The organism is Bailinhaonella thermotolerans (assembly GCF_003594875.1).
Taxonomy (GTDB): Bacteria; Actinomycetota; Actinomycetes; order Streptosporangiales; family Streptosporangiaceae; genus Bailinhaonella; species Bailinhaonella thermotolerans.
In genome coordinates this window covers 103,236-128,640 of the sequence record NZ_QZEY01000021.1, presented here as the reverse complement: position 1 = coordinate 128,640, position 25,405 = coordinate 103,236, and the positions used below count along the sequence as shown (strand labels likewise).

Sequence of the window (25,405 nt, the reverse complement as noted above, 5' to 3'; positions counted from 1 at the left end):
GTCGCGGGGGGAGCGCGGCGGGACGGGTCAGGTGAGGGGGAGGCCCGCCTGGAGGTGGGCCAGGGCGTGGTCGAGCTCGGCGGGGGCGTCCATGGAGGGGTCCTTCACCCAGTCGAACCACATGGCCAGGATGACCCCCATGATCGCGCCGGTGACGTTGCGGATCTCCGGGTCGCCGCGGCGGCGGCCCGCGCGCTCGGCGAAGATCTCCTCCAGCGCGGCGACGACGCCGGTGACGCCGCGCAGGCTGGCCGCCCACAGCTCGGGCACGGTGAGCATGAGCTTCTCGCGCTCGAAGCCCTCGGCGATCTCCTCGGGCGTCTGCGCGGCCAGCGTCTCCCGCATGGCCGCCCGCACCGCCTCGACGGGGCCCAGCTCGGGCGGCGCCGCCCGCAACGCCGCGACGAACGGCGGGAAGTGGTCCATCAGGACCAGATCCTCCTTCGTCGGGAAATAGCGGAAGACCGTGCTCGGGGCGACCTCGGCGGCCTCCGCGATCTGCTCCACCGTCGTCGCCGCGTAGCCCTGCTCGCGGAACAGCCGCAGGGCCTCCCGCTGGATCAGCGCCCTGGTCCTGGCCTTCTTGCGTTCGCGCAGGCCGGACGTGCTCCGTTCGCTCACGCTGCGATTCTGGCCCGCCCGGCTGGTGACCACAACTTCACCGGATTTCACTAGTCAGCTCTCAAATCGGAGTCTACTCTCAAAAGTATGAGAACCCCGATCACGCTCCCCGTCGAGCGCCCCGGTCCCTTCGAGCCGCCTCCCGAGCTGGCCGCGCTCCCACCGGTCGTCCGGATGGCGTACCCCGACGGGCACCTGGGCTGGCTGGTCACCGGGCACGCCGCCGCCCGGGTCGTCCTCGCCGACCCTCGCTTCTCGGCCCGGCAGGAGCTGCGGCACGCGCCCATCCGGATGGTCCGTCTCGGCGACGTGCGCGCCCCCTCCCGGCCCGGGATGTTCCCGAGCATGGACCCGCCCGGCCACACGCGGTACCGCAGGCTGCTGACCGGGTGGTTCACCACCCGCAGGATCGCGGCGCTGGAGCCGCGCATCGCCGAGATCGCGCGGGAGCGGCTCGATCTCCTGGCCGGGGCCGGCCCGCCCGCCGACCTCGTGGCGGACTACGCGCTGCCCATCCCGTCACTGGTGATCTGCGAGATCCTCGGCGTGCCGTACACCGACCACGCGTTCTTCCAGGAGCAGGCGGGCCTCATGGTCAGCCTGGAGCACAGCGTCGAGCGGGCCCGCGAGGCGATGGGCGCGCTGTACGCCTACCTGGGCGACCTGGCCCGGCACCAGCGGGCGCGGCCCGGTGACGACCTGCTCGGCGCGCTCGCGCGGGACGGGGACCTGACGGACGAGGAACTGGCCAACATCGCCCTCATCCTCCTCGTGGCCGGCCACGAGACCACCGCGAGCATGATCTCGCTGGGCGTGCTCGCGCTGCTGCGGCATCCCGCCGAACTCGCCCGCCTGCGCGCCGACCCGGCGCTGGCCGCCCCCGCCGTCGAGGAACTGCTGCGCTACCTCACGATCCTGCACCTCGGCGCGCCGTCCCGCGCCGCGCTGGAGGACGTGGAACTGGAGGGCGAGCTGATCCGCGCCGGGGAGACCGTCACGCTCGCGCTCCCGGTGGTCAACCGCGACCCCGCCGAGTTCCCCGGCCCCGGGCGGCTGCGCCTGGACCGCCCGGAGGCGGGCCGGCACCTGGCCTTCGGCCACGGCGTGCATCTGTGCCTCGGCCACCACCTGGCCCGGACCGAACTCCGCGTCGCCTACACGGCCCTGTTCGCGCGCTTCCCGTCCCTGCGCCTCGCGATCCCGCCCGGCGAGGTCCGAGTGCGCGCCGCCTCCATCACCCTCGGCCTCCACGCCCTCCCCGTCACCTGGGACACCCCCGCCTGACCACGCCTAACCCGCCGTACGGCCCGGCCCCGGCCTCCCGGGCGCCGCGCCGTACGCCACGAGGACCCGGCTCACCCCTCCTTGACGGACCGGAAGAAGGACCGCCATGTCTCCGGGGAGATCGCGATCACTCCGCCGTCCGGGGCCTTGCTGTCCCGGATGAGCACTCGGTCGTTCGCCGTCGCGACCTCGACGCAGTCGCCCACCTGTCCGCTGTGACTGGACTTGCGCCATACGATCTCGCCCATTTCTCTCCTCCGCTGCTCAGGCGCCCGAGATCGACGGTCAGCCCCCCTTGACGGACCGGAGGAAGTCCCGCCACGTCTCCGGCGAGACCGCGATCACTCCGCCGTCCGGGGCCTTGCTGTCCCGGATGAGCACATGCCCGCCCGTCGCCGCGACCTCGACGCAGTCGCCCTCCTGTCCGCTGTGACTGGACTTGCGCCACACGATCTCGCCCATCTCTCCTCCACGGTCTTGATCAGATCCAGTGACTCGCGGTGTGACAGCGCATGTGTGCGTACGGCCTCGAACTTGTGCGAGAGCGCGGAGATCTTGCTGGAATCGCTGGTCACTTGTCCGCGTGGAGCGCCCTCGACATAAGCACATCCTTCCTCGGCACCCGGAAGGCTGGCAATCGTGAACGACCCCAGTGTGCCGGTCAGGACGGAGTGGGCGAGCGGCAGCACCTGGAAACCGTCGAGGCGGCCGGCCATGTCGATCAGGTGGGCGAGTTGCTCCTGCATCACCCGGGCGGAGCCGGAGGGCCGGAGCAGCACCGACTCCTCGACCACCACCCAGCAGCGCACGCCCCGCTCGAAGATCTTCTGCCGGTCCATGCGCATCGCCACGGCCTCCTCGACGTCCACGGCGCGCCCACCGCTGAGCGCCGTCCGCGCGTATGCCGGGATCTGCAGGAGCCCGGGCACGAGTCCCATGGTGAAGATCTTGAACGACGTGGCCTCCCGCTCCACGTCCGTCCACTCCGCGAACCACGGCGGCAGCCTCTCCAGCCGGAGCATCGCGGCCAGCGCGCCCCGGGTCTTCAAGATCTCGTCGCACGCGACCGCGAACTCCGGCGTCGGCCGCCGATCGCCCCGCTCCACCATCGCGATCAGGGAACGGCTGAAGCTCGTCCTCTCCGCCAGCCGCTCCTGCGAAAGCCCCGCCGCCTGACGATATGTGCGTAGTGCTTCGCTGAACTCCGACAAGCCCGCCGCCTCCGATGCTGTCACGCAGACGTCACCGCATTGCACTTCGTGTGCCAATCGCCACGAATCGTAATCGCCTTCTTGGATCGTGGGAGGCGGAACGAGAGAAGACGGCCATGAGGAGGTAATCCGATGGAACCTGTGCACCTGGGGCGGCGCGGCTCATGGGGTGAGGATCACCTCGATCTCGTCGCGTTGGGGCGGCGGTTGCGGTGTCACGGGTACGCGGCGCGGGTGGGCGTCGACGAGCGGGGGTCCCATCTCGTCGTGGGGGACGGCGGAGCCGGGCGGAGGATCGACGCGCGGGACGGGCGCTACCTCTGGTCGGGGGGCGAACGGCTCGGGGACGTCGAGGACATGGACGGCGCGGTGCTCGCCGTCCACCGGGCGCTCGGCGGCCGGACGGCCACGGACACGCGGGAGGCGGGGCCCGCCCAGGACGGCTCGCCGCTTTCGGGGGGTCTGGCGGCGGGCGCGGCCGTCCCCGGCGCGGAGGGCGCGCCGCGGTACCCGGCGGGGGAGGGCGGGGGCGTGGTCCGGGTCTTCGCCGACCACGACTTCGCGTGCCGGGCGGTCGCGGCGCTGGGGGCGGCGTTCCGGGAGCGGGGGTGGAGCGCGCAGGTGCTGCTCGGCCGGGAACGGCCGGTGGTGCGCGTCTGCCACCCGGAGCTGCCCGTGCTCAAGGAGGACGTGGGCGTCGCGGGGGAGCGCTTCGTGTGGAGCTGGGGGGACCCCATCTGCCCGGTCGCCGAGATCGGCCGCGCCGTCGAGAGGGTCGCGCGCGTGCTCTCACCGGGGACGCCCGGCCCCTGACGCCCCCGCCCGGGACCGCCGTACGGCTCGCGCGGGCCTGGCGGGAGCCGTACGGGGAGGCGGGGCGGCGGTCAGATGGGGGCGGTGACGCGGACGTCGCGGGACTCGGCGCGGGGTTCGGCGAAGGCGAGGAGGGCCAGGCCCTCCTCCGTCAGGGCCTCGGTGTCGGCGGAGGTCAGCGGGGCGAAGGGGCGGATCGTGAGCACGGCGGATCCCTTGTCGCCGGTGATGCGCCAGTCGCCGCCGGTGAAGCCGTCGATCAGGACGAACTGGGGGACCGGGCCGTGCGGGTCGTAGTTCTGGCGCTTGACGTGGTCCGTGACGACGCGGGTGCGGCCGGCGTAGGAGATCAGGACGTTGTCGTAGTCGTACAGGAAGCGCGGCGGCGCCGGGGTGTCCGGGTCCGGGCGCGGGGCGCCGGGCAGGTCGAAGACCTCGCGGCCCGTCTCGTCGGTGAACGTGACCAGCTCACCGCGCATGCGGTCCACCACCTCGCCCAGGCGGGTCAGTCCGCACCACTTCTGCACGTCCATGACCGACGCGGGCCCGAAGGCGGCGAGGTAACGCAGCACCATCCGCTCCGGCGACGGCGCCGGGTCCAGCGGCCGGCCCAGCCAGTGCTCGGCCGTCGTGTGCGCGATCGGCCCGCTGCGCCCCCACAGCCCGCGCGGCGGCACCTGCACCAGCGGAGCGAGACACCGCACCGCGTACGCCAGGGAGGCGGGCTTGCGGTCCGGCCAGCGCTCGGCGAGCAGTTCCCCGAGCCGCTTGTTGGTCATCGGCTCCCGCTCCAGGATCTCCCGCCCGGCCGCGACCAGCGCCTCCAGGTCCATCCCCGCCAGCGGCTTCTTGTGCGTGAAGTTGCCGGACAGGTCCCGGTCCAGCGCGGGCTGGGTCAGCGGCCGCAGGAACAGCGCGTCGTCGGCGGTCAGCAGGTGGATCGTGGACCGCATCGCCGCGATCCGCACCAGCCGCCGCGCGGTCATCGCCTCCACGACGTCCCCCGGGTCGAACCCCGCCACCCGCGACCACAGCCCGACGTACCAGGTGTGCGGCGTCTGCGCCTGCAGCCCGGCCAGGTGCGAGACCACCTCCTCCACCGGCCGCCCGGCCCGTTCCAGCAGGAACTGCCTCGCGAGCGAGGCCCGGTTCAGCTCCCGTGCCCCCAGCGTCCGTCCCACGGTCCCGCCTCCCATCCACTCCGCCTCCCGGCCCCGCGCGGAACCCCGCCCGCCCGCGGCCCCGTACGGCCCTCGCCATCCCGTACGGCCGGCGCCGGGCGTTCCGGCGCCCGGTCGCGTACGGCACGGTGGCGCGCGCTCCCGCCGTACGACGTGAACCCGTGCCCGCGCGACAGCCGTACCGGCAATCCTCGCAGTCCATGACGTACAGGGCGAACGCCCGGCGGCGGAGCCCCGGCGAAGCCGTTCTGTCGGGGCCACCCGAGAGCATCGCCGAGACGACACGCGGAGGGGAGCCCACCGATGGAACTCAGGGACGGCGGTTACCGCTGGTTGCTGGACACGTTCACGGACGGGGCGGGGGCGACGGACCTCTACGTGTTCTTCGTGCGCGGGCTTCCGCCCGGGGAGGTGACGCGGCGGCTCGCCGCGGCGGGGATCACGGTCGGGGAGACGGCGGAGGTCGTGGCCGCCGACGGCGGTTCCGCCGTGTTCGACTGGAGCTTTGAGGAGGAGGAGAAGGTAGCGGCGGCGCTGACACCGGGCACTGTGGCGGCCCTGGTGCATACCAACGTCAACCTCGACGAGGACTTCACCTACGCGGCCGACGGATGCCTGATCACCACGTTCGCGCCCGGCTTCCCCGGCGACCGGTCGGGGGAGCGGCCCGACGCGCTCAACGCCGAGTTGCGGGAGGTCGGCCTCCTGCCCGTGGTGGAGGACGAGTACGACGAAGAGGGTTTGCTCAAGGCCCTGTCACTCGCCGAACGTGTCACCGGCGTACGCCTGACCCTCGCCCACCTGGCCGACCTCATCTAAGCCGAGGCGAGGGGTCAGCCGTGGACGGCGTCGCGGAGGGCTCTCAGGGTCGGCTCGTCGCGGGGGCCCATGGCCAGGAGGCTGGTGACGGGGCTGTCGCGCCAGAGGGCGAGGCGTTCGCGGATCCGCTCGATGGGGCCCACCAGGGAGATGCCGTCGGCGAGTTCGTCGGGGATGGCGCGGAAGGCCTCGTCACGGCGGCCGGCGAGGTAGAGCTCCTGGATCTTGGCCGCGGCGTCGGCGTAGCCCATGCGGCCGATGATGTCGGCGTGGAAGTTGCGGCTTTTCGCGCCCATGCCGCCGATGTAGAGCGTGAGGGTCATCTTCACGATGTCGATGGCCTGGGCGACGTCGTCGGTGACGATCACGTGGACCATGGCCGCGATGTCGAAGCCCGGGCCCGCCGCGGCCAGCGACTCGCCGTACATCCGCTCGATCTTCTCGGGGAAGACGAACAGCGGGAGCCAGCCGTCGGCGATCTCGGCGGCCAGGGCGACGTTCCTGGGGCCCTCGGCGCCGAGGTAGAGCGGGATCTCGGGGCGGAGCGGATGCGTGATCAGCTTGAGCGGCTTGCCCAGCCCCGCGCCCCCCGGGTACGGCAGCGGATAGTGCTCCCCGTCGCTGGTGACCGGCTCCTCGCGGCGCCAGATCCGCTTCATGATCTCGACGTACTCGCGGGTCCGCGCCAGCGGCTTGGGGAACGGGACGCCGTACCACCCCTCGACCACCTGCGGCCCCGACGCGCCGACGCCGAGCAGCAGCCGCCCGCCGGTGAGGTGGTCCAGCGTCATCGCCGTCATCGCGGTCGCCGCCGGGGTCCGCGCGGAGAGCTGCGCGACCGAGGTCCCCAGCTTGATCCGCGACGTCCGCGCGCCGTACCAGGCCAGGGGCGTGAACGCGTCCGACCCGTACGCCTCGGCGGTCCACACCGAGTCGTACCCCAGCCGCTCCGCCGCCAGCACCGTCTCGGTCGCGTCGTCGGCGTGGCGCTGCCAGTACCCCAGGTTCAGCCCCAGCTTGAGATCGTCCGCCACGCCCGCCTCCCGCGCTCGACCCACCCGGCCGCCACATTAGAACACGTTCTACTATCCCCGGTCGAGCCTCCCCGGCCCCGCCCCCGGTCGCGAACCGGCGCGGCGGGCGGGATCGCGTGAACCGGGAGGGATTCCGCCCGGGCCTCCGGTCAATTCACCTCGAATTTTGACGATCAGCGCCTGCGATTGTGCCGATCAGCGCAAAGTCGCGCGAGGCGATTTACCTCGCCGGAGCCGGTGCGGGAACGGGAGTCGCCCCGACGTCCGCGCAAAACCGCAGGCCGCTCTCCCGTGTCCCGCCGATCGGCCGTCCAGAGGCGGTTCGCGTGCCTGTGGGCGGGCGGTTGGCGCGGGATTGAAAGGACCTTGACGGTCTTTTTGATCATTGGCAGCATTCGCGTGGATAATGCCGCTCCATCCTTGAGGAGATTGAATGCGCCGTCGAATCGCCGCTGCCGTCCTGGCCGTTCTCATGTCCACCGGTCTCGCCGCGGGCATCATCGCCTCCACCGCCGCTCCCGCGGCGGCCGGTGGCGAGTACTGCTGCTGAGATCCCGGAGAAGGGCCGGACGCCGTTCCGAGGTGTGAGGTCCGCAGGGGACGCCGACGCGCCGCGCCGGGCCCCTGCGGCACTCCCGCGGAAGTGTGGCGGGCAGGACGCCATTCCACTTCCCTGTCCCGGCCCGGCGCTTATCTCCGGATGACCCTCCGCCCGTGAAAAGCGAATCGGAGACCACGGCGGACCACGCCTTCCAGCCGGTCGGGCAGAACGCATGGAACGCGGAGTGGGAATGATCGCCTCGCGGCGTGATTTCCAGAGGCGTCTCGATTTCGCCGGCTGATGCGGTCCGGCTGCGTCCGGGGCACTTGACGTCGGTGGCCTGTGACAAGACGCCGGTCCCCGGAATCACGTGCCGGAGTTGTTCCTCTAATGAGCCCGCCTTTCTCAGGGCGGGCTTTTCCGTTGCCGGCCCGGAGCCGATCCGTCCACGTCCGACCCGCTCGCGGGTGGGTCAGGAGGGGGGCGGGGGTGGGGTGGTGGGGTAGACGCGGCGGAGGTGGGATTCGGCGGCGGTGGCGGCGGCCTCGGGGTCGCCTTCGGCTATGGCCCGGTAGATGGCCTCGTGGTCGGCGCGCAGGCCCTGGGCGGCGGCGGGCCAGGGGCCCAGATCCGTAACGGCGCGGACGGCGTAGTGCCGGACGGACGCGCGCAGGGCCCGCATCATGTGGGCGATGAGGCGGTTGCCCGCGGCCTCGGTCACCGCCACGTGGAACGCGGTGTCGTGCTCGACGAACTCGGCCGGGGTGAGGCCGTCGTCGTCCATCGCCGTGAGGGCGGCGCGCATGCGGGACAGGGCCTCGGGGCCGGCGGCGCGGGCGGCCTCGGCGGCGGACCAGCGTTCGATCATGAGGCGGGCGCCGATCACCTCGTCCAGGGAGAGCGAGTCGAGGCCGACGTGGAGACGGAGCACGTCGGACAGCGCCGTGTCGGGGTCGGCCGCGAGGATCGCGCCCGCGTCGGGACCGCTGCCGGTCTGGGAGACGAGGACGCCGCGGGCCTCCAGGACGCGGAGCGCCTCGCGGACGGAGGCGCGGCTGACGCCCAGGGCCTCGGCGAGCTGGCGTTCCCCCGGCAGCCGGTCGCCCGCCTTCAGGGTGCCCGCCGCGATGCGCGACTCGATCCGGTCGAGCACGGCCTCGAACGCCCGCACCCGCCGCACCGGTTCCCACGTGGTCATCCGGACCCTCCTCGCCTCCGCCGCGCCGGACCGGTGATCCGGGCACTCACGTCGTACCGGATCCGGAGCGCCGTCCCGGCCCGCCTTGCCCCGCCTTCGGGTCTAACCGTACTGTGGTCTGACCACAGACATGGAACGGGAGCGGGTGTGCGGGTCGCGTTGTTCATCACCTGTGTCAACGACACGCTCTACCCCGGGACGGGGGCGGCGGTCGTCCGGCTGCTCCGCCGGCTCGGGCACGAGGTGGAGTTCCCGCAGGCGCAGACGTGCTGCGGGCAGATGCACGTCAACACCGGATACCGCGACGACGGTGTACGGCTGATGCGGCGCTTCGCGGACACCTTCGAGGGGTACGACGCGGTCGTGGTGCCCTCGGGGTCCTGCGGGGCGATGGTGCGCGAGCAGTACCCCAGGCTCGCGGCGGGGACGCCGGACGAGGGGCGGATCGCGGCCCTGGTCCCGAAGGTGCACGAGCTGTCGGAGTTCCTGGTGGACGTGCTGGGCGTGACGGACGTGGGGGCCTACTTCCCGCACCGGGTCACCTACCACCCCACCTGCCACTCCCTGCGCGGGCTGCGCCTGGGCGACAAGCCCCTCGCGCTGCTGCGGGCGGTGCGCGGGCTGGAGCTGGCCGAGCTGCCCGGGGCCGAGGAGTGCTGCGGGTTCGGCGGCACGTTCGCCGTGAAGAACCCGGCGGTGTCCGCCGCGATGTGCGCCGACAAGGTGCGCAACGTCTCCTCGACCGGCGCCGAGGTGCTGTGCGCCGCCGACAACTCCTGCCTGATGCACATCGGCGGAGCCCTCGGCCGGCAGCGGACCGGCGTCCGCGTGATGCACCTGGCCGAGATCCTCGCGAGCACCGAGACGACCGCGGGCCCCGCCGCGACGACGGGCACGACGACGAGCGCGAGGACGGACTCGAAGCCGGGCACGACGACGAGCACGACGACGAGCACGACGACGAGCACGAAGGCGAGCACGACGAGAGGCTCGGCGGCGGGCTCGGGGACGGGCTCGGGGACGGAGGCGACGGCGTGAGCGGCGGCACCTTCCTCGGCATGCCGGCGTTCCCCGAGGCGTCGGCGGCGGCCGTACGGGACTCGCAGCTGCGCTTCAACCTGCGCAAGGCCACCCACACGATCCGGGGCAAGCGCGCCGCCGTGGTCGGGGAGCTGGACGACTGGGCCGAGCTGCGCGCCGCGGGCAAGGCGATCAAGGACGAGACCCTGCGCAACCTGGACCGGTACCTCCTCCAGCTCGAGGAGGCGGTCACGAGGGCGGGCGGCACCGTCCACTGGGCCGCCGACGCCGCCGAGGCCAACCGGATCGTCGCCGGGCTGGTCAAGGCCACCGGCGAGACGTCCGTGGTCAAGGTCAAGTCCATGGCCACCCAGGAGATCGGCCTCAACGAGGCGCTGGCGGCCGAGGGCGTCGCCGCCTACGAGACCGACCTCGCCGAGCTGATCGTGCAGCTCGGGGACGACTGGCCCTCCCACATCCTGGTCCCGGCCATCCACCGCAACCGCGCGGAGATCCGCGAGATCTTCCTGCGCGAGATGCCGGACGCCCCGCGCGACCTCGCCGACGACCCGCGCGCGCTGGCCGAGGCCGCGCGGCTGCACCTGCGGGACCGCTTCCTGTCCGCCAGGGTCGCGGTCTCCGGGGCCAACTTCATGGTCGCCGAGACGGGAACCCTGGTCGTGCTGGAGTCCGAGGGCAACGGGCGCATGTGCCTGACGCTCCCCGAGACCCTGATCAGCGTGGTCGGCATCGAGAAGGTCGTGCCCACGTGGCGGGACCTGGAGGTGTTCCTGCAACTGCTGCCGCGCTCCTCGACCGGGGAGCGGATGAACCCCTACACCTCCACCTGGACCGGCGTCACCCCCGGCGACGGGCCGCGGGAGTTCCACCTGGTGCTGCTCGACAACGGCCGCACCTCGGTCCTCGCCGACGAGGTCGGCCGCCAGGCGCTGCGCTGCATCCGCTGCTCGGCCTGCCTCAACGTGTGCCCCGTCTACGAGCGGGCGGGCGGCCACGCGTACGGCTCGGTCTACCCCGGGCCGATCGGGGCGATCCTCACCCCGCAGCTCCGCGGCCTGGACTCGCCGCTCGACAACAGCCTGCCGTACGCCTCGACGCTGTGCGGCGCCTGCTACGACGTCTGCCCGGTGGCCATCGACATCCCGTCGGTCCTGGTGGACCTGCGGGCCAAGGCCGTGCGCGCCGGGGGGCACCGCGCCGAGCGGGCCGGGATGCGCGCCGCCCGCTGGCTCTTCTCCAGGGAGGTACGGCTGGCGCGGGCGCAGCGCCTCGCGGGCAGGCTGCGCCGGTTCGTGCCCGGCCGGCTGCCCGGCCCGGGCGCGGCCTGGACCGACACCCGCGACCTTCCCCCGATCCCCGAGGAGTCCTTCCGCGACTGGTGGACGCGCACGTCCGGAGGTGCCAAGCCGTGAGCTCCCGCGACCTGATCCTGTCCCGCATCCGCGCGGCCGTCGCCGGCGCCCCCGAGACCGAGATCCCGAGGGCGTACGCCAGGGGCGGCGCGTCCGGCGCGGACCTGGCGGACCTGTTCGCCGAACGCGTCCGCGACTACCGCGCGGCGGTCCGCGCCGTGCCCGCGGACGGGGTCGCCGACGCCGTCGCCGCGGCCCTCGCCGCCCGGGGCGCGCGGCGTCTCGCGGTGCCCGCCGGCCTGCCGGAGGAGTGGCTGGCCGGGACGGAGGCCGAGCGCGTCGCGGACGAGCCCCCGCTCACCCCGGCCGCCCTCGACGGCCTGGACGGCGTGATCACCGGGTGCGCGGTCGCGATCGCGGCCACCGGCACGATCGTCCTGGACGCCGGGCCCGGCCAGGGGCGGCGCGCGCTCACGCTCGTCCCGGACTACCACCTGTGCGTGGTGACGGCCGGCCAGATCGTGGACGGGGTCCCGGCCGCCCTGGAGCGACTGGACCCCCTGGCCCCCCTCACGTGGATCAGCGGCCCGTCCGCGACCAGCGACATCGAGCTGAACCGCGTCGAGGGCGTCCACGGCCCCCGCACCCTGGAGGTCGTGATCGCCCTCTAGCCGCCGCCGGACCGCCGCCCGCCGGCCGGGCACCCCGTGGTACGGCGGGGCGCCCGGCGCCGCCGTACACGGGGACGTGGCCGGGCACGTGCGGCGGGGGGAAACCGGGTTGGCCCCGGAAAGGCGGATCGGGCAGGGTGGACGCCCATGACTGCTTTCCGCGACGTCGTGTCCAGCGCCCCGGGCGGCGGGTTGATCCAGCGGCTCGGGCCCGAGGCGATCCCGGAGCTCATGCGGCTCGCCGCCGACCGGCGGTGGGGGCCCGAGGAGCGCAAGTGGGGGCTGCTCGCCGAGGTGGGCGAGATCTACGGGCTGCGCGCCGAGGACGGGGAGCTGATCGCGACCGCCACGCTCACGCGCTACGGCGACCGGCTCGGCGCGATCAGCATGGTCCTGGTCGACTCCCGCCACGAGCGGCGTGGGCTGGGCGGGCGGATGATGACGCACCTGATCGACGTGGCGGACGGCGCGGTCCTCGCCTTGCACGCCACCGAGTTCGGGCGGCCGCTGTACGAACGGCTCGGCTTCGTGACGACGCACCAGGTGACCGTCTACACGGGCGACTACCGCGCGCCGGGGAACGCGCCGGTCAGCCGCCCCGCGAGCGAGGCGGACCTGCCCCGGATCATCGCGCTGGACGAGGCGGCGCACGGGGCCGCGCGGATCCGCCTGCTCACCCGGTACTTCCCCTTCGCCACCCAGGTCCGGATCGCAGAGGACGGCCGCTCCTACGCCGCCGCCTGGCGCAACACCGACTCGACGATCATCGGGCCGGTGGTCGCGGAGGACGTCGCGACCGCCGCCGCGCTGATCGACGACGTGGCCTCCCGCGTGTCGGGGCCGGTCCGGCTGGAGGTCTCCCACCCCGAGTTGGACGGGCTGGCGGCGGAGCGCGGGCTCGGCGTCGCCTTCACCAACGTCCACATGGTGCGCGGCGGCCCCCTGCCCGGCCGGCGCGAACGCGTCTTCACCCCGGTCATGCTGGCCCTCTGACCGCCGCGGGCCCGGTGACACGCGGGCGGGAGGGCGCGTCCTCCCGCCGCCGGAAGCGAGGGGTGGGACGACTTCCCCGCGTATGTCATGCTTGGGGGCTGACGGACGCGGAGGAACCCGGTGCGAATCCGGGGCTGTCCCGCAACTGTGAGCAGGGAGTCCGCCCCCAGCGGTGGTCACGGCTACGGCCGGAAGACCGGGGGCGGGCGGTGATCTGGGAGCCAGGAGACTCCGGCCGTCGCGTATGACCGACCACGGGCGTGGACACCCGAGGGAAAGGACACCTGGCCGGTGCGTGCCGTTTTGCGTAATGCCCCGAACTACCCCTTCAGCGCCGTCGTCGGGCTGTCCGACCTCAAGCTCGCCCTCATCCTCAACGCCGTCTCGCCGGGCGTCGGCGGGGTCCTCGTGCGCGGGGAGAAGGGCACCGCCAAGTCCACGATCGTGCGCGCCCTCGCGGCGCTGCTGCCGGACCTGCCCGTGGTCGAGGGCTGCCGGTTCTCCTGCGACCCGCTCGCCCCCGACCCCGGCTGCCCCGACGGCCCGCACGACCCCGCCGCGCCGTACGGCTCGCGCCCGGCCCGGCTGGTGGAGCTGCCGGTCGGGGCGTCGGAGGACCGGCTCGCCGGGTCGCTGGACATCGAGCGGGCGCTGACCGAGGGGGTCAAGGCGTTCGAGCCGGGCCTGCTCGCGGCGGCGCACCGCGGCGTGCTGTACGTGGACGAGGTCAACCTGCTCCACGACCACCTGGTGGACCTGCTGCTGGACGCCGCCGCGCTCGGGGTCTCCTACGTCGAGCGCGAGGGCGTCTCGGTGCGCCACGCCGCCCGCTTCCTGCTGGTCGGGACCATGAACCCGGAGGAGGGGGAGCTGCGGCCGCAGCTCCTGGACCGGTTCGGGCTGACCGTGGAGGTGGCCGCCTCGCGGGAGCCGCGTGAGCGCGCCGAGGTGGTGCGGCGCGGGCTGGCGTTCGAGGCCGACCCGGCGGGGTTCGCGGCGCGGTGGGCGGAGCACGACGCCGAGCTGGCGCGGCGCATCGCCGCGGCGCGGGAGCGGGTGGCGCGCGTGACGCTACCGGACCGTGAGCTGGAGCGGATCGCCGCCGTGTGCGCGGGGTTCGAGGTGGACGGCCTGCGCGCGGACCTGGTGACCGCGCGCGCCGCGATCGCGCACGCGGCCTGGCACGGGCGCGCCGAGGTGACGGCCGACGACGTGCGCGAGGCGGCCCGGCTGGCGCTGCCGCACCGCCGCCGCCGTGACCCGTTCGACGCGCCCGGCCTGGACGAGTCCCGGCTGGACGACCTGCTGGAGAGCCTGGGCCCCGACGACCCGGAGGACCCCGAGGACCCGCACGACCCGGACGGTCCGGGCGGCTCCGGCGGCTCCGGCGGCGGGCCGGGCCCCGGCGGCGGGCCGCGCGACGACCGCCCTGACTCCGGCCCTCCCCAAGATCCGGTGGACGGCGCGAACCCGGACGACTCGAACCCGGACGACTCGAACCCGGACGACTCGAACCCGGACGACTCGAACCCGGACGGCGCGGGCCCGGACGGCGCGGGCCCGGATGGCGCGGGCCAGGACGGCTCGCGGGACGACGAGACGCGGCCCGGCCGGGGGGCTCAGGGCGGGGGCGGCCCGCGAGGCGGCGGGGAGACGGTCGCCGGGGCGGAGGCCCCCGTCAGGCCGCGGCTGCTCACCGTCCCCGGCCTGGGCTCCGGCGCGCCCGGCCGCAGGTCCCGCGCGCGGTCGCCGCACGGCAGGCTCGCGGGCGACCGGGCCCCCCGGGGGAGGGTCGCCGACCTGCACCTGACCGCCACCCTCCGCACCGCCGCGCCGCACCAGCGCGGGCGCGGGCGCTCCGGGGCCGGGCTGGTGATCCGCCGCGAGGACCTGCGGGAGGCGGTGCGCGAGGGGCGCGAGGGCAACCTCGTGCTGTTCGCCGTGGACGCCAGCGGCTCGATGGCGGCGCGGCAGCGGATGGGCGCGGTCAAGGGGGCGGTCCTCGGCCTGCTCCTGGACGCCTACCAGCGCCGCGACAAGGTCGGCCTGATCACGTTCCGGGGTTCCGGCGCGGAGCTGGCGCTGCCCCCGACCTCCTCGGTCGAGGCCGGGGCGGCCCGGCTGCGGGCCCTGCCCACCGGCGGCCGCACCCCGCTCGCCGCGGGGCTGCTGCGCGCCGCCGAGGTGCTGCGCGTCGAGCGCCTGCGCGACCCGTCCCGGCGTCCGCTGCTGATCGTCGTCACCGACGGCCGCGCCACCTCCGGCCCCCGCGCCGTCGAGGAGGCCCACCGCGCCGCCGCCGTCCTCGCCGCGACCGGGACCGCCTGCGTCGTCGTGGACTGCGAGTCCGGCCCGGTGCGCCTCGGCCTGGCGGCCGCGCTGGCCGTACACCTGAACGCCCCGGTCGTGCGCCTGGCCGAGCAGGCCGCGGACGGCCTGGCGGGCGTGGTCCGCGACGCGCGGAGAGCGGCATGACCCCCCGGCGGAGCGGGCGGACGGACGGTTGGACGGGCGAGGGGCGGGATCGGGATGCCTAAGGGACGGCCGGCGGTGGTGCCGGAGGACGGGCTGACGACGCGGCAGCGGCGGAACAGGCCGCTGGTGATCGTGCACACCGGGCCGGGGAAGGGGAAGTCCACGGCGGCGTTCGGGCTGGCCCTGCGCGCGTGGAACCAGGGGTGGCCGATCGGGGTGTTCCAGTTCGTGAAGTCGGCCAAGTGGCGCATCGGCGAGGAACGGGCCCTGCGGGTGCTCGGCGAGTCGGGCGAGGGCGGGCCGGTCGCCTGGCACAAGATGGGCGAGGGCTGGTCCTGGATCCAGCGGCCGGGCACGGAGGAGGACCACGCCGAGGACGCCCGCGAGGGCTGGGCGCAGATCAAACGGGACCTCGCCGCCGAGACGTACCGGCTGTACGTCCTGGACGAGTTCACCTATCCGATCAAGTGGGGCTGGGTGGACGTGGACGACGTGGCCGAGACGCTCGCGAACCGCCCGGGCAACCAGCACGTGGTGATCACCGGGCGGGACGCGGACCCCAGGCTGGTGGAGATCGCCGACCTGGTGACCGAGATGGGCAAGGTCAAGCACCCCATGGACGCGGGGCAGAAGGGCCAGAAGGGCATCGAGTGGTGACTCCCCGTCTCGTGGTCGCCGCCCCGTCGTCCGGGTCCGGCAAGACCACGGTGGCGACGGGCCTGATGGCGGCGCTCTCCCGGCGGGGCATGCGCGTCTCGCCGCACAAGGTCGGGCCCGACTACATCGACCCCGGCTACCACGCGCTCGTGACCGGCCGCCCCGGCCGCAACCTCGACCCCTGGCTCGCCGGCGAGGACCTGGTCGCGCCGCTGTTCCTGCACGGGGCGCGCGGCGCCGACATCGCCGTCGTCGAGGGCGTGATGGGCCTGTTCGACGGGCGGGACGAGACCGGGTTCGCCTCGACCGCGCACGTCGCGGCGCTGCTCGGCGCGCCCGTGGTCCTCGTGGTGGACGCGCGCGGGCAGGGCCGGTCGGTGGCGGCGCTGGTGAACGGCTTCCGCTCCTTCGACCCGTCGGTGCGCCTCGGCGGCGTCGTCCTCAACCGGCTCGGCTCGGACCGCCACGAGGAGGTCTGCCGCCAGGCCCTGGAGGACACGGGCGTCCCCGTCCTGGGCGCGATCCGCCGCGCCGACGCCCTCGCCACCCCCTCGCGCCACCTGGGCCTGGTCCCGGCCGCCGAGCGCCACGCCGAGGCCGTCCGCGCCGTCGAGGGCCTGGCCGCGCTCGTCGCCGCGTCCTGCGACCTGGACGAGCTGGTACGGCTGGCGCGCACGGCCGCGCCGCTCGCCGCCGGCCCGTGGTCCGCGCCGGCGGCCCTGGCCGGCGGCGCGGACCAGGGCCCGCGGAAGGGGCGGCCCGTGGTGGCCGTGGCCGGCGGGCCCGCGTTCACGTTCGGGTACGCCGAGCAGGCCGAACTGCTGGCGGCGGCCGGGGCGGAGGTGGCGGCGTTCGACCCGCTGCGCGACGAGGCGCTGCCCGAGGGCACGCGCGGGCTGATCGTGGGCGGTGGGTTCCCCGAGGTGTACGCCCCGGAGCTGTCGGCGAACGCGCCCCTGCGCGGGGCCGTGGCGAGGCTGGCGGCGGGCGGCGCCCCGATCGCCGCCGAGTGCGCGGGGCTGCTGTACCTGTCGCGCGAGCTGGACGGGGCGCCGATGTGCGGGGTCGTGGACGCCGGGGCGCAGATGACCCCGCGGCTCACGCTGGGCTACCGGGAGGCCGTCGCCGTGTCGGACTCGGTGCTGGCGCGCGCGGGGGAGCGGTACCGGGGCCACGAGTTCCACCGCACCGCCGTACGGCCCGGCCACGGGGAGACCGCCGCGTGGCAGTGGAGCCGCGACGGCAAGGAGGGGTTCGTCCGGGGCAATGTGGTTGCGTCCTACCTGCATCTGCACTGGGGTGGGAGCCCCCATATGGCCGAGCGATTCGTGGAGGCGTGCGGATGACCGCGCAGGTGAGCGAGCAGATGGTCCAGCGGGCCCCCGGACCGGGCCCCGGGCCCACCGGGCACACCGGGGAGGCCGGGGAGGACGGCCCCCGCCGTGCCGACGTGGTCGTCTTCGTGCGGCCGGCGGGTGACGCGGCGTGAGCGTGCGGGACCAGGGGACGGTGCGGGTGTTCACCCCCGGCACGGTGCTGACCACGGGGCGGCTCTCACTGCGGCCGTTCGAGGCGTCCGACGCGGGCGACGTGTACGACGCGGTGCGCGGCGACGCCGAGATCGCGCGCTGGATGGCCTGGGCCGAGGGCTACACCCCCGAGAGCGCGAGGGAGTTCTGCGAGCGCCTGGCGCACGACAGGCCGGGGGAGCAGATCACCTTCGCGATCGTGCCGGACGAGGACGGGCGGCTGGCCGGGGCGATCGGGCTGACCGCGACCGGAGGGCCGGGGAACGTGCCGACCGTGGAGGTCGGCTACTGGCTGGCCGCGCGCTGCCGGGGGCGGGGGTACGTCACCGAGGCCGTGCGCGCGGTGTGCTCGTACGCCTTCAGCGGCGGGATGGAGCGGGTGGTGCTCCAGGCCGCCGCCGGCAACGCCGCCTCGCAGGCGGTGGCCCGGCGCTGCGGGTTCACCCGGGAGGGCCTGCTGCGGCGGGCCGGGCTGGTGCCGGGCGGCGTCGCGGACATGGTGCTCTTCGGCCTGCTGCCCGGGGAGCTGACGTGAGGCTGGTCGGCGTGGGCATGGGCCCCGGGGACCCCGAGCTGGTGACGGTCCGCGCGGTGCGGGTGCTGGAGACGGCCGACGTCGTGCTCGTCCCGGTGATGGCCCTGGACGAGCCCGGCCGGGCCGAGGCGACCGTCCGCGCGCACGTCACCCACGACCGGGTGCGGCGCGTGGTGTTCGCGCTCAACGACCGGGGCGGGCTGACGGCCCGCCGTACGGCCTCCTGGGACGCCGCGGGGCGCGAGGTCGCCGCGTGCTTCGCCGGGGGCGCGGCGACGGTGGCGTTCGCCACGATCGGCGACCCGAACCTGTACTCCACCTTCAGCTACCTGGCCCAGACGGTGACCGGGCTCGTGCCGGGCGTGGAGATCGCGACCGTGCCCGGGATCACCGCGATGCAGGACCTGGCCGCCCGCTCGGGGACCGTGCTCGCCGAGGGTTCGGAGCCGCTGACGCTCATGCCGGTGACCGGCGGGGTGGAGCGCTTCGCCGAGGCGCTGGCCTCGGACCACACCGTCGTGGCCTACAAGTTCGGCTCGGTGGCCGCCGAGGTCACCGCCGCGCTGAAGGCCTCCGGGCGGATCGACGAGGCGGTGTACGGCTCGCGCCTGGGCCTGCCGGACGAGGACGTGCGCCCGGCGCGCGAGCTGGGCGGCGAGCCCGCCCCCTACCTGTCCACCCTGATCGTGCCGGGACGGCGCGGGAGCAGAGGAGCCAGACTGTGAACGCCACTGTGAGCGGCCCGGACGCCACTCCGAACGGCAAGGTCACCTTCGTCGGCGCGGGGCCGGGGGCCGCCGACCTGCTGACCCTGCGCGCCGCCGCCGCGATCGGCGCGGCCGACGTGATCATCTGGGCGGCGAGCCTGGTGCACCCGGACGTGCTGGAGCACGCCCGCGCGGACGCGGAGATCGTGGACAGCGCGCTCGTGCCGATGGAGGGCGTGCTGCCGTACTACGAGCGCGCGGCCCGCGAGGGCCTGCGCGTCGTGCGGATCCACTCCGGCGACCCCTCGCTGTGGGGCGCGGTGCAGGAGCAGCTCGACCGCGCCGAGGAGCTGGGGCTGGAGACGGAGATCGTCCCCGGCGTGTCCAGTTTCAGCGCCGTCGCGGCGATCGCCGGGCGGGAGCTGACGATCCCCGAGGTGGCGCAGTCCGTCATCCTCACCCGGCTCGGCGGGGGCAAGACCCCGATGCCCGAGCGCGAGTCCGTGCGCGCCTTCGCGGCCCACGGCACCACGATGGCGCTGTTCCTGTCGGCGGCGCGGTCGGGGCGGCTCCAGGAGGAACTGCTGGAGGGAGGGTACGCCCCGGAGACGCCGTGCGTGGTCGCCTACCGGGCCACCTGGCCGGACGAGCTCGTGCTGCGCTGCCGGCTGGACGAGCTGGCGGAGACCGTCAGGGCGAACAAGCTGTGGAAGCACACGCTGGTCCTGGTCGGCCCGGCGCTCGGCGCCCACGGCACGCGCTCCCACCTGTACCACCCGGGCCACTTCCACGGCTATCGCAGGGCCGACCGGACGGCCCGCCGCGAGCTGCGGGCCTCCCGGTGACCGAGCCGTACGGCGGGGCGGGCGGCGACCGGCCCGCGCCGGCCGTGCCCCCGGAGGCGGCGGCCGGGCCGGAGCTGCGGGAACCCGACATGCCGCGCACGATGAAGACGCGCCCGAAGGCCCTGCGCACCGGGTGGACGACCGGGACGTGCGCGAGCGCGGCGGCCAAGGCGGCCACCCTGGCCCTGGTGGAGCGCCGGGCGCGCGACTGGGTGGAGGTGGCGCTGCCGTCGGGCCGCCGGGTGACGTTCGCCGTGGAGCGGTGCGCGCTGCGGGACGGGCCGCGGGCCGAGGCCGTGGTGGTCAAGGACGCGGGCGACGACCCCGACGTGACCCACGGGGCGCACCTGACGGCCACCGTGAGCTGGCGCGACGAGCCCGGCGTGGAGCTGGACGGCGGCGTCGGCGTGGGCGTGGTGACCAAGCCCGGCCTCGGCCTGGAGCTGGGCGGCCCGGCGATCAACCCGGTCCCCCGCAGGATGATCACGCAGGCGGTCGAGGAGGCCCTGGACGGCCGGGGCCGCGGCGTCCGCGTGGTCATCAGCGTTCCCGGCGGGGAGCGGATGGCGCGCAAGACCACCAACGCCCGCCTGGGCATCCTCGGCGGGATCTCCATCCTCGGCACGACCGGGATCGTGCGGCCGTTCTCCACGGCGAGCTGGCGCGCGAGCGTCGAGCAGGCGGTCTCGGTCATGGCCGCCCAGGGCGAGGACACGCTGGTCCTGTGCACGGGCGGGCGCACCGAGAAGGGCGCGATGGGCCTGCTCCCGCACCTGCCGGAGGTGTGCTTCGTCGAGGTCGGCGACTTCACCGGCGCGGCCGTGCGGCGGGCCGTCGAGCACGGGCTGCGCGAGGTCGTCTTCGTCGGCATGGCGGGCAAGCTCACCAAGCTCGCCGCCGGCGTCCTCATGACCCACTACACGCGCTCGAAGGTCTCCACCGCGCTCCTCGGCGAGATCACCCGCGCGGTCGGCGGGACGGAGGAGCTGGCCGCCGAGGTGGACGCCGCCAACACCGCCCGGCACGCCTACGAGCTGTGGGAGGCCGCCGGCCTGCTGGAGCCCGCGGGGGACGAGCTGTGCCGCCGTGTGGCCGGCGTCCTGGCGCGCTTCTCCGGGCACCGCCTGGCCGTGCGCGTGGCCATGGTCGACTTCACCGGCGGGCGCCGCGTCGCCGCCGCCGGGGCGTGGTGATGATCACCGTCGTGGGCCGTGACGGCGGCCCCCTGCCCCCGCGCGCCCTGGCCGCCCTGGCCGCCGCGTCGTGCGTCGTCGGCGCGCCGCGCCACCTGGACTCCGTGCCGGTGCCGGGGGGCGCACGCCGCGTCGAGCTGCGGAACCTCGGCCGCGCCCTGGACGAGGTCGCGGCCGCGACCGGGGACGTCGTCGTGCTCGCGTCCGGCGACCCCGGCCTCTTCGGCGTCGTGCGGGCCCTGCGCGAGCGCGGCCTGCGCCCCCGGGTGATCCCCGCCGTCTCCTCGGTCGCGCTGGCGTTCGCCGCGGCCGGCCTGCCCTGGGACGACGCCCTCGTCCTGTCGGCCCACGGCCGCGCGGCCGGGCCCGTCCTCGCCGCCGCCCTGGCGCACCCCAAGGTCGCCGTCCTGACGGCCCCCGGCTCCGGCCCCGAGCGCTTCGCCCCCGACCTCCTGGCCGCGGGCCGCGAGGTGGTGGTGGCCGAACGCCTCGGCGCCCCGGACGAGCGCGTCGTCCGCCTCTCCCCGCGCGCCGGCCGGTCCCCGGCCCTGTCAGCGGGGGAGTTCGCGCAGCCCAACGTGCTGATCGCGTACGACCCGGCGCGCGCCGCAGGAGAGCGGGCCGGGTGGCTGGCCGGGCACCAGGGCGCGCCGGACGGGTGGGCGCTGGGCGAGGACGCGTTCGAGCACCGCGACTCCATGATCACCAAGGCGGAGGTGCGCGCGGTGGTGCTCGCGCGGCTCGGCCCCCGCCCGGGGACGGTCGTGTGGGACGTGGGGGCGGGCAGCGGCTCGGTCGCGGTCGAGTGCGCCCGCTTCGGCGCGCGCGTGATCGCCTTCGAGCGGGACGCGGGCCAGTGCGCCCGGATCCGCGCGAACGCCGTACGGCACGGCGTCCACGTCGAGGTGGTTCCCGGGCCCGCCCCGGCGGCCCTGGACGGCGCCCCGGCCCCGGACGCGGTGTTCCTGGGCGGCGGCGGAGAGGAGGTGGCCGCGGCCGCCGTACGGCACGGGCCGCGGCGGGTCGTGGCGGCGCTGGCCTCGCTGGACCGGGTCGCCCCGCTGCGGGCGCTGCTGGCCGGGGCCGGATACGCGGTGGAGGGGACGCAGCTCCAGGCGTCGCGCCTGGCCGGGCTGCCGAACGGGTCGGTGCGGCTCGTGGCGGCCAACCCGGTGTTCGTGGTGTGGGGAGAGCGCGCGCCGGAGGGCGGCGCGCCGAGCGCGGAGGAGAACGGATGATCGGCCTGGTGGCCGCGACGGCCGCGGGCAGGCGGGCGGCCGAGGCGCTGGCGGCGGCCTGGCCGGGCGAGGCCCGGATCGTGGCCGGCGGCGCGCGCGACGCGCTGGCCACGGCGTTCCGCGAGTGCGACGCGGTGGTGAGCCTCCTCGCGGTCGGCGCGACCGTGCGCGTGCTCGCCCCGCTGCTGGCGGGCAAGCGCGAGGACCCGCCGGTGGTCTGCGTGGACGAGGCCCGCCGCTACGCGGTCGCCGTCCTCGGGGGCCACCACGGCGCGAACGAGCTGGCGGAGCGCGTGGCGTCCGTCCTCGGCTGCGAGCCCGTGGTCACCACGGCGACCGACGCCGCGGGGCAGACCCCCCTCGGCTCCTACGGCGCCGACCTCGGCTTCCGCCTCGAGAACCCCGATGCCCTCGCCCGCGTCGGCGCGGCCGTGCTGTCCGGCGAGCCCGTCGCCCTGATCGGCGCGGACTCCTGGCCGCTGCCGCCGCTCCCCCCGAACGTCGTCCGGGCCGCGCGGCTCGCGCCCGGCGGCCCCGGGCCCGCGATCGTCGTCAGCGACCTCGCCGGCCCGGAGGCGGCCTCCGCCGGGGCCGTGCTCCGGTACCGCCCGCCGTCGCTCGTCGTGGGCGTCGGGTCGGCGCGGGGCGTGGCCGCCGGGGAGGTCGGGGCGCTGATCGACGAGACCCTGCGCGCGGCCGGGCTGTCGCCGCTGGCGGTGCGGTGCGTGGCCACGGCCGACCTCAAGGCCGACGAGGAGGGGATCCTGGCCGCCGCCCGCGAGCGGGGCTGGGAGGTGGTCACCTACCCCGTGGAGGTGCTGGCCGGGCACGACGTGCCGAACCCCTCCGAGGTGGTGCGCGCCGAGGTGGGCACCCCGAGCGTCGCCGAGGCGGCGGCCCTCCAGGCGGGACGGGTGTACGGCGCGGCGGCCGAGCTCGTCGCCGAGAAGCGCAAGTCCGTCAACGCCACGGCCGCCGTCGCCCGCCTGCGCCCGCGCGGCCGGCTGTCCATCATCGGGCTCGGACCGGGCGCGCGCGACCTGCTGACCCCCCGCGCCGTCGCGGAGCTGCGCCGGGCCTCGGTGGTCGTGGGCCTGGACCAGTACGTGGACCAGGTGCGCGACCTGCTCCGGCCGGGGACGACGGTGCTGGAGAGCGGCCTCGGCCACGAGGAGGAGCGCGCCAGGACCGCCGTGGACCGGGCCCGCGCGGGGAACGCCGTCGCGCTGATCGGCTCGGGGGACGCGGGCGTGTACGCCATGGCCAGCCCGGCGCTCGACCTGCCGGAGGCGGCCGGGATCGACGTGGCGGGCGTCCCCGGGATCACCGCCGCGACGGCCGCCGCGAGCGTCCTCGGCGCGCCGCTGGGCCACGACCACGCCTACATCTCCCTCTCCGACCTGCACACCCCGTGGGAGGTCATCGAGCGGCGGGTCCGCGCGGCGGCCGAGGGGGACTTCACCGTGTGCTTCTACAACCCGCGCAGCCGCGCCCGCGACTGGCAGCTCGCCCGCGCGCTGGAGATCCTCGCCGCGCACCGGCCGCCCGCGACCCCCGTGGGCTGGGTGCGCGACGCCTCCAGGCCCGGCGAGACGTCCGGCGTGAGCACGATCGAGGAGTTCGACCCGGCCGTGGCCGACATGTTCACCGTGGTCCTCGTGGGGTCGAGCCGGAGCCGCCGGGCCGGGGACCGGTTCGTGACGCCGAGGGGGTACCGATGGGCCTGACCGCCCCCGTCCGCGTCACCCGCCGCTGCGCCGGCTGCGGCGCCTGCCTGCTGACCTGCCCCGAGCACGCGATCCGCCCGCACGGCGACCCGCTGACCGTGCTCGCCGCCCGGTGCACCGGCTGCGGCGAGTGCATCGAGGTCTGTCCGGTGGACGCGATCACCGAAGTGGAGGCCGCCCCGTGAGCGCGCCCGTGAACCGCCCCGCGAGACGCGCCGTGCACCCCATCGAGCGGGAGTCGTACGAGATCCTGCGTTCCCGGATCGACCTGACCGCGCTGCCGCCGTACACCCGGGCCGTGACCGAGCGGGTCGTCCACGCCAGCGCGGACCTGGACTACGCGGCCGACCTGGTGTGCGACGAGGAGGCGCTCGCGCGGGCCGTGCGCGCGCTGCGGGAGGGCGCGCCGATGGTCGCGGACGTGGCCATGGTCGCCGCCGGGATCACCTCGCGCGCGGTGACCTGCGCGATCGCCGATCCGCGCGCCGCCGCGCTGGCGAAGGAGACCGGGCTGACGCGCTCGGCCGCCGCCGTCCGGGTGGCGTACGGCGACGCGGGACCTGGCGCGGTGTGGGTCGTGGGGTGCGCGCCGACCGCGTTGTTCGAGGTCATCGAGTACGGCGTCGCGCCCGCCCTGGTCATCGGCCTCCCCGTGGGATTCGTGGGGGCCGCCGAGTCGAAGGCGGCGCTGCGCGCGTCGGGGCTGCCCGCCGTCAGCAACATCAGCGAGAAGGGCGGGTCGGCGGTCGCCGCGGCGGCCCTGAACGCCCTGCTCTACGCCGAGGAGGACGCATGAACCCCCCGCTGCTGCTCATCGGGCACGGGACGCAGGACGACGCCGGGGTCGCCGAGTTCGGGCGCTTCGTGCGCCGGCTCCGGACGAGGCTCCCGGAGGTGGAGGGCGGGTTCATCGAGTTGTCGCCGCCCCCGCTGCGCGACGCCGTCGCCGGGCTCGTCTCCCGGGGGCGCCGCCACCTCGTCGCGGTGCCGCTGGTGCTGGTCGCGGCCGGCCACGCCAAGGGCGACATCCCCGGCGCGCTCGCGCGGGAGAGGGAGCGGCACCCCACCCTGTCGTACGCCTACGGACGGCCGCTCGGCCCGCACCCGGGCGTGCTCGCGCTGCTCGCCGAGCGGCTGTCGGAGGCGGGCGTGCCGGAGGCGGAGCGGGGGGAGACGGCCGTCCTGCTGGTGGGGCGCGGCTCGACCGACCCCGACGCGAACGCCGAGGTCTGCAAGGTGTCGCGGCTGCTGTGGGAGACCCACGCCCGGGACTACCTGGGCGTGGAGACGGCGTTCGTCTCCCTGGCCCCGCCCGGGGTGGCCGAGGGCGTCGAGCGCTGCCGCCGCCTGGGCGCCTCACGGGTGGTCGTGCTGCCGTTCTTCCTGTTCCCCGGGGTGCTCCCGGACCGGGTCGCCGCCCAGGCCCGGGCGTACGCCGCGGAGAACCCGGCGCTGGACGTGCGGACCGCCGGGGTGATCGGGGACTGCGACGGCCTGGCCGGGGTCGTCCTCGAACGTTACGAGGAGGCCCGGGCCGGGGACATCCGGATGAACTGCGACACCTGCGTCTACCGGATCGCGCTCCCCGGCTTCGAGTCCCGCGTCGGCCTGCCCCAGACGCCCCACCACCACCCCGACGACCCGTCCCACGGTCACGGGCACGGTCATGGGCATGGGCATGGGCACGGCCACGAGGCCGCCCATGCCCGCTGAGGACCGCGTGTACGGCGGGCCCGCCGC

The 25,405-nt window shown here is 75.4% G+C and carries 25 protein-coding genes, 2 pseudogenes and 1 riboswitch; of the genes and pseudogenes, 20 read left to right on the top strand and 7 right to left on the bottom strand.

What is annotated here, in order from left to right:
• Positions 1–27: 27 nt before the first annotated feature.
• On the bottom strand, positions 28–621 hold the full coding sequence (locus D5H75_RS35095) for a TetR/AcrR family transcriptional regulator (protein WP_119930936.1): 594 nt from the start codon (positions 619–621) through the stop codon (positions 28–30).
• A gap of 87 nt (positions 622–708) precedes the next feature.
• On the opposite strand from D5H75_RS35095, the gene D5H75_RS35090 reads away from it, so the two are divergent.
• Positions 709–1,905 carry a cytochrome P450 gene (locus D5H75_RS35090; RefSeq protein ID WP_119930898.1) on the top strand — a complete coding sequence of 399 codons (1,197 nt, stop codon included), beginning with the start codon at positions 709–711 and terminating at the stop codon, positions 1,903–1,905.
• A 71-nt stretch (positions 1,906–1,976) separates the two neighbouring features.
• On the opposite strand, the gene D5H75_RS35085 is transcribed toward D5H75_RS35090, so the two are convergent.
• The 3 genes and pseudogenes from D5H75_RS35085 to D5H75_RS43710 form a co-directional block, all read right to left on the bottom strand.
• Positions 1,977–2,153, bottom strand: coding sequence for a DUF397 domain-containing protein (locus tag D5H75_RS35085; RefSeq protein WP_119930897.1), 177 nt, complete (start codon positions 2,151–2,153; stop codon positions 1,977–1,979).
• 37 nt (positions 2,154–2,190) lie between these two features.
• The gene (locus D5H75_RS35080) at positions 2,191–2,367 is read right to left on the bottom strand and encodes a DUF397 domain-containing protein (RefSeq protein WP_119930896.1); all 177 of its coding nucleotides are present in this window, start codon (positions 2,365–2,367) and stop codon (positions 2,191–2,193) included.
• A gap of 26 nt (positions 2,368–2,393) precedes the next feature.
• Positions 2,394–3,140 (bottom strand): annotated as a pseudogene (locus tag D5H75_RS43710) (helix-turn-helix domain-containing protein); the annotation flags it as partial.
• A gap of 108 nt (positions 3,141–3,248) precedes the next feature.
• Between D5H75_RS43710 and D5H75_RS35070 the strand changes: the two are divergent.
• The gene (locus D5H75_RS35070) at positions 3,249–3,929 is read left to right on the top strand and encodes a hypothetical protein (protein WP_147425385.1); all 681 of its coding nucleotides are present in this window, start codon (positions 3,249–3,251) and stop codon (positions 3,927–3,929) included.
• Positions 3,930–4,000: 71 nt separating this feature from the next.
• Here D5H75_RS35070 and D5H75_RS35065 read toward each other — a convergent pair whose 3' ends face one another.
• On the bottom strand, positions 4,001–5,110 hold the full coding sequence (locus D5H75_RS35065) for a winged helix DNA-binding domain-containing protein (protein WP_242454694.1): 1,110 nt from the start codon (positions 5,108–5,110) through the stop codon (positions 4,001–4,003).
• A 303-nt stretch (positions 5,111–5,413) separates the two neighbouring features.
• Between D5H75_RS35065 and D5H75_RS35060 the strand changes: the two genes are divergently transcribed.
• Entirely contained in the window at positions 5,414–5,929 is a 516-nt protein-coding gene (locus D5H75_RS35060) for a DUF6461 domain-containing protein (protein ID WP_119930892.1), read from the top strand.
• Between the two features lie 14 nt (positions 5,930–5,943).
• On the opposite strand, the gene D5H75_RS35055 is transcribed toward D5H75_RS35060, so the two are convergent.
• Together D5H75_RS35055 and D5H75_RS35050 are read right to left on the bottom strand one after the other, a co-directional pair.
• Positions 5,944–6,963: an LLM class F420-dependent oxidoreductase gene (locus D5H75_RS35055; protein WP_119930891.1), complete on the bottom strand. Its 1,020-nt coding sequence runs from the start codon at positions 6,961–6,963 to the stop codon at positions 5,944–5,946.
• Between the two features lie 1,013 nt (positions 6,964–7,976).
• Entirely contained in the window at positions 7,977–8,702 is a 726-nt protein-coding gene (locus D5H75_RS35050; protein WP_119930890.1) for a FadR/GntR family transcriptional regulator, read from the bottom strand.
• Between the two features lie 147 nt (positions 8,703–8,849).
• Between D5H75_RS35050 and D5H75_RS35045 the strand changes: the two are divergent.
• The 17 genes and pseudogenes from D5H75_RS35045 to D5H75_RS34970 form a co-directional block, all read left to right on the top strand.
• Positions 8,850–9,566: pseudogene (locus tag D5H75_RS35045) on the top strand ((Fe-S)-binding protein); the annotation flags it as partial.
• Positions 9,567–9,760: 194 nt separating this feature from the next.
• A complete protein-coding gene (locus tag D5H75_RS35040) occupies positions 9,761–11,155 on the top strand; it encodes a lactate utilization protein B (protein WP_119930935.1) in 1,395 nt (464 codons plus the stop codon).
• Positions 11,152–11,766, top strand: coding sequence for a LutC/YkgG family protein (locus D5H75_RS35035; RefSeq protein WP_119930888.1), 615 nt, complete (start codon positions 11,152–11,154; stop codon positions 11,764–11,766). Before D5H75_RS35040 ends, D5H75_RS35035 begins: the two co-directional genes overlap by 4 nt.
• Before the next feature lie 147 nt (positions 11,767–11,913).
• Positions 11,914–12,759 carry a GNAT family N-acetyltransferase gene (locus tag D5H75_RS35030; protein WP_119930887.1) on the top strand — a complete coding sequence of 282 codons (846 nt, stop codon included), beginning with the start codon at positions 11,914–11,916 and terminating at the stop codon, positions 12,757–12,759.
• A gap of 110 nt (positions 12,760–12,869) precedes the next feature.
• Positions 12,870–12,991, top strand: a riboswitch (cobalamin riboswitch).
• Between the two features lie 59 nt (positions 12,992–13,050).
• Entirely contained in the window at positions 13,051–15,234 is a 2,184-nt protein-coding gene (locus D5H75_RS35025; RefSeq protein ID WP_242454693.1) for a putative cobaltochelatase, read from the top strand.
• A 54-nt stretch (positions 15,235–15,288) separates the two neighbouring features.
• A complete protein-coding gene (gene cobO / locus D5H75_RS35020) occupies positions 15,289–15,891 on the top strand; it encodes a cob(I)yrinic acid a,c-diamide adenosyltransferase (RefSeq protein ID WP_119930885.1) in 603 nt (200 codons plus the stop codon).
• Complete coding sequence (locus D5H75_RS35015; protein ID WP_119930934.1) at positions 15,888–17,237, top strand: cobyrinic acid a,c-diamide synthase CobB; 1,350 nt, start codon at positions 15,888–15,890, stop codon at positions 17,235–17,237. The genes cobO and D5H75_RS35015 overlap by 4 nt, the downstream gene beginning before the upstream one ends.
• Positions 17,234–17,380 (top strand): hypothetical protein, encoded by a 147-nt coding sequence (locus tag D5H75_RS42245; protein ID WP_202638801.1) that lies wholly within the window; start codon positions 17,234–17,236, stop codon positions 17,378–17,380. Before D5H75_RS35015 ends, D5H75_RS42245 begins: the two co-directional genes overlap by 4 nt.
• Positions 17,377–17,955, top strand: coding sequence for a GNAT family N-acetyltransferase (locus D5H75_RS35010; RefSeq protein ID WP_119930884.1), 579 nt, complete (start codon positions 17,377–17,379; stop codon positions 17,953–17,955). The genes D5H75_RS42245 and D5H75_RS35010 overlap by 4 nt, the downstream gene beginning before the upstream one ends.
• Positions 17,952–18,680 carry a precorrin-2 C(20)-methyltransferase gene (cobI, locus tag D5H75_RS35005; protein ID WP_119930883.1) on the top strand — a complete coding sequence of 243 codons (729 nt, stop codon included), beginning with the start codon at positions 17,952–17,954 and terminating at the stop codon, positions 18,678–18,680. Before D5H75_RS35010 ends, cobI begins: the two co-directional genes overlap by 4 nt.
• On the top strand, positions 18,677–19,507 hold the full coding sequence (gene cobM, locus D5H75_RS35000) for a precorrin-4 C(11)-methyltransferase (RefSeq protein WP_202638800.1): 831 nt from the start codon (positions 18,677–18,679) through the stop codon (positions 19,505–19,507). Before cobI ends, cobM begins: the two co-directional genes overlap by 4 nt.
• A complete protein-coding gene (locus tag D5H75_RS34995; protein ID WP_242454692.1) occupies positions 19,504–20,700 on the top strand; it encodes a cobalt-precorrin-5B (C(1))-methyltransferase in 1,197 nt (398 codons plus the stop codon). The genes cobM and D5H75_RS34995 overlap by 4 nt, the downstream gene beginning before the upstream one ends.
• Positions 20,700–21,938, top strand: a complete 1,239-nt coding sequence (gene cbiE / locus D5H75_RS34990; protein ID WP_119930932.1) for a precorrin-6y C5,15-methyltransferase (decarboxylating) subunit CbiE — start codon at positions 20,700–20,702, stop codon at positions 21,936–21,938. Before D5H75_RS34995 ends, cbiE begins: the two co-directional genes overlap by 1 nt.
• A complete protein-coding gene (gene cobJ, locus D5H75_RS34985) occupies positions 21,935–23,665 on the top strand; it encodes a precorrin-3B C(17)-methyltransferase (RefSeq protein ID WP_119930882.1) in 1,731 nt (576 codons plus the stop codon). Before cbiE ends, cobJ begins: the two co-directional genes overlap by 4 nt.
• A complete protein-coding gene (locus D5H75_RS34980) occupies positions 23,656–23,850 on the top strand; it encodes a 4Fe-4S binding protein (RefSeq protein ID WP_119930881.1) in 195 nt (64 codons plus the stop codon). Before cobJ ends, D5H75_RS34980 begins: the two co-directional genes overlap by 10 nt.
• Positions 23,847–24,461, top strand: coding sequence for a precorrin-8X methylmutase (locus tag D5H75_RS34975; protein ID WP_242454691.1), 615 nt, complete (start codon positions 23,847–23,849; stop codon positions 24,459–24,461). Before D5H75_RS34980 ends, D5H75_RS34975 begins: the two co-directional genes overlap by 4 nt.
• The gene (locus D5H75_RS34970) at positions 24,458–25,378 is read left to right on the top strand and encodes a sirohydrochlorin chelatase (protein ID WP_119930880.1); all 921 of its coding nucleotides are present in this window, start codon (positions 24,458–24,460) and stop codon (positions 25,376–25,378) included. Before D5H75_RS34975 ends, D5H75_RS34970 begins: the two co-directional genes overlap by 4 nt.
• Positions 25,379–25,405 lie beyond the last annotated feature (27 nt).

What these genes read in the sequence shown, in the direction of transcription:
- D5H75_RS35090 (WP_119930898.1), top strand. Translation starts at nt 709, where the DNA reads ATGAGAACCCCGATCACGCTCCCCGTCGAGCGCCCCGGTCCCTTCGAG.
- D5H75_RS35085 (WP_119930897.1), bottom strand. Translation starts at nt 2,153, where the DNA reads ATGGGCGAGATCGTATGGCGCAAGTCCAGTCACAGCGGACAGGTGGGC.
- D5H75_RS35080 (WP_119930896.1), bottom strand. Translation starts at nt 2,367, where the DNA reads ATGGGCGAGATCGTGTGGCGCAAGTCCAGTCACAGCGGACAGGAGGGC.
- D5H75_RS35070 (WP_147425385.1), top strand. Translation starts at nt 3,249, where the DNA reads ATGGAACCTGTGCACCTGGGGCGGCGCGGCTCATGGGGTGAGGATCAC.
- D5H75_RS35060 (WP_119930892.1), top strand. Translation starts at nt 5,414, where the DNA reads ATGGAACTCAGGGACGGCGGTTACCGCTGGTTGCTGGACACGTTCACG.
- D5H75_RS35050 (WP_119930890.1), bottom strand. Translation starts at nt 8,702, where the DNA reads ATGACCACGTGGGAACCGGTGCGGCGGGTGCGGGCGTTCGAGGCCGTG.
- D5H75_RS35040 (WP_119930935.1), top strand. Translation starts at nt 9,761, where the DNA reads ATGCCGGCGTTCCCCGAGGCGTCGGCGGCGGCCGTACGGGACTCGCAG.
- D5H75_RS35030 (WP_119930887.1), top strand. Translation starts at nt 11,914, where the DNA reads ATGACTGCTTTCCGCGACGTCGTGTCCAGCGCCCCGGGCGGCGGGTTG.
- cobO (WP_119930885.1), top strand. Translation starts at nt 15,289, where the DNA reads ATGCCTAAGGGACGGCCGGCGGTGGTGCCGGAGGACGGGCTGACGACG.
- D5H75_RS42245 (WP_202638801.1), top strand. Translation starts at nt 17,234, where the DNA reads ATGACCGCGCAGGTGAGCGAGCAGATGGTCCAGCGGGCCCCCGGACCG.
- cbiE (WP_119930932.1), top strand. Translation starts at nt 20,700, where the DNA reads ATGATCACCGTCGTGGGCCGTGACGGCGGCCCCCTGCCCCCGCGCGCC.
- cobJ (WP_119930882.1), top strand. Translation starts at nt 21,935, where the DNA reads ATGATCGGCCTGGTGGCCGCGACGGCCGCGGGCAGGCGGGCGGCCGAG.
- D5H75_RS34980 (WP_119930881.1), top strand. Translation starts at nt 23,656, where the DNA reads ATGGGCCTGACCGCCCCCGTCCGCGTCACCCGCCGCTGCGCCGGCTGC.
- D5H75_RS34970 (WP_119930880.1), top strand. Translation starts at nt 24,458, where the DNA reads ATGAACCCCCCGCTGCTGCTCATCGGGCACGGGACGCAGGACGACGCC.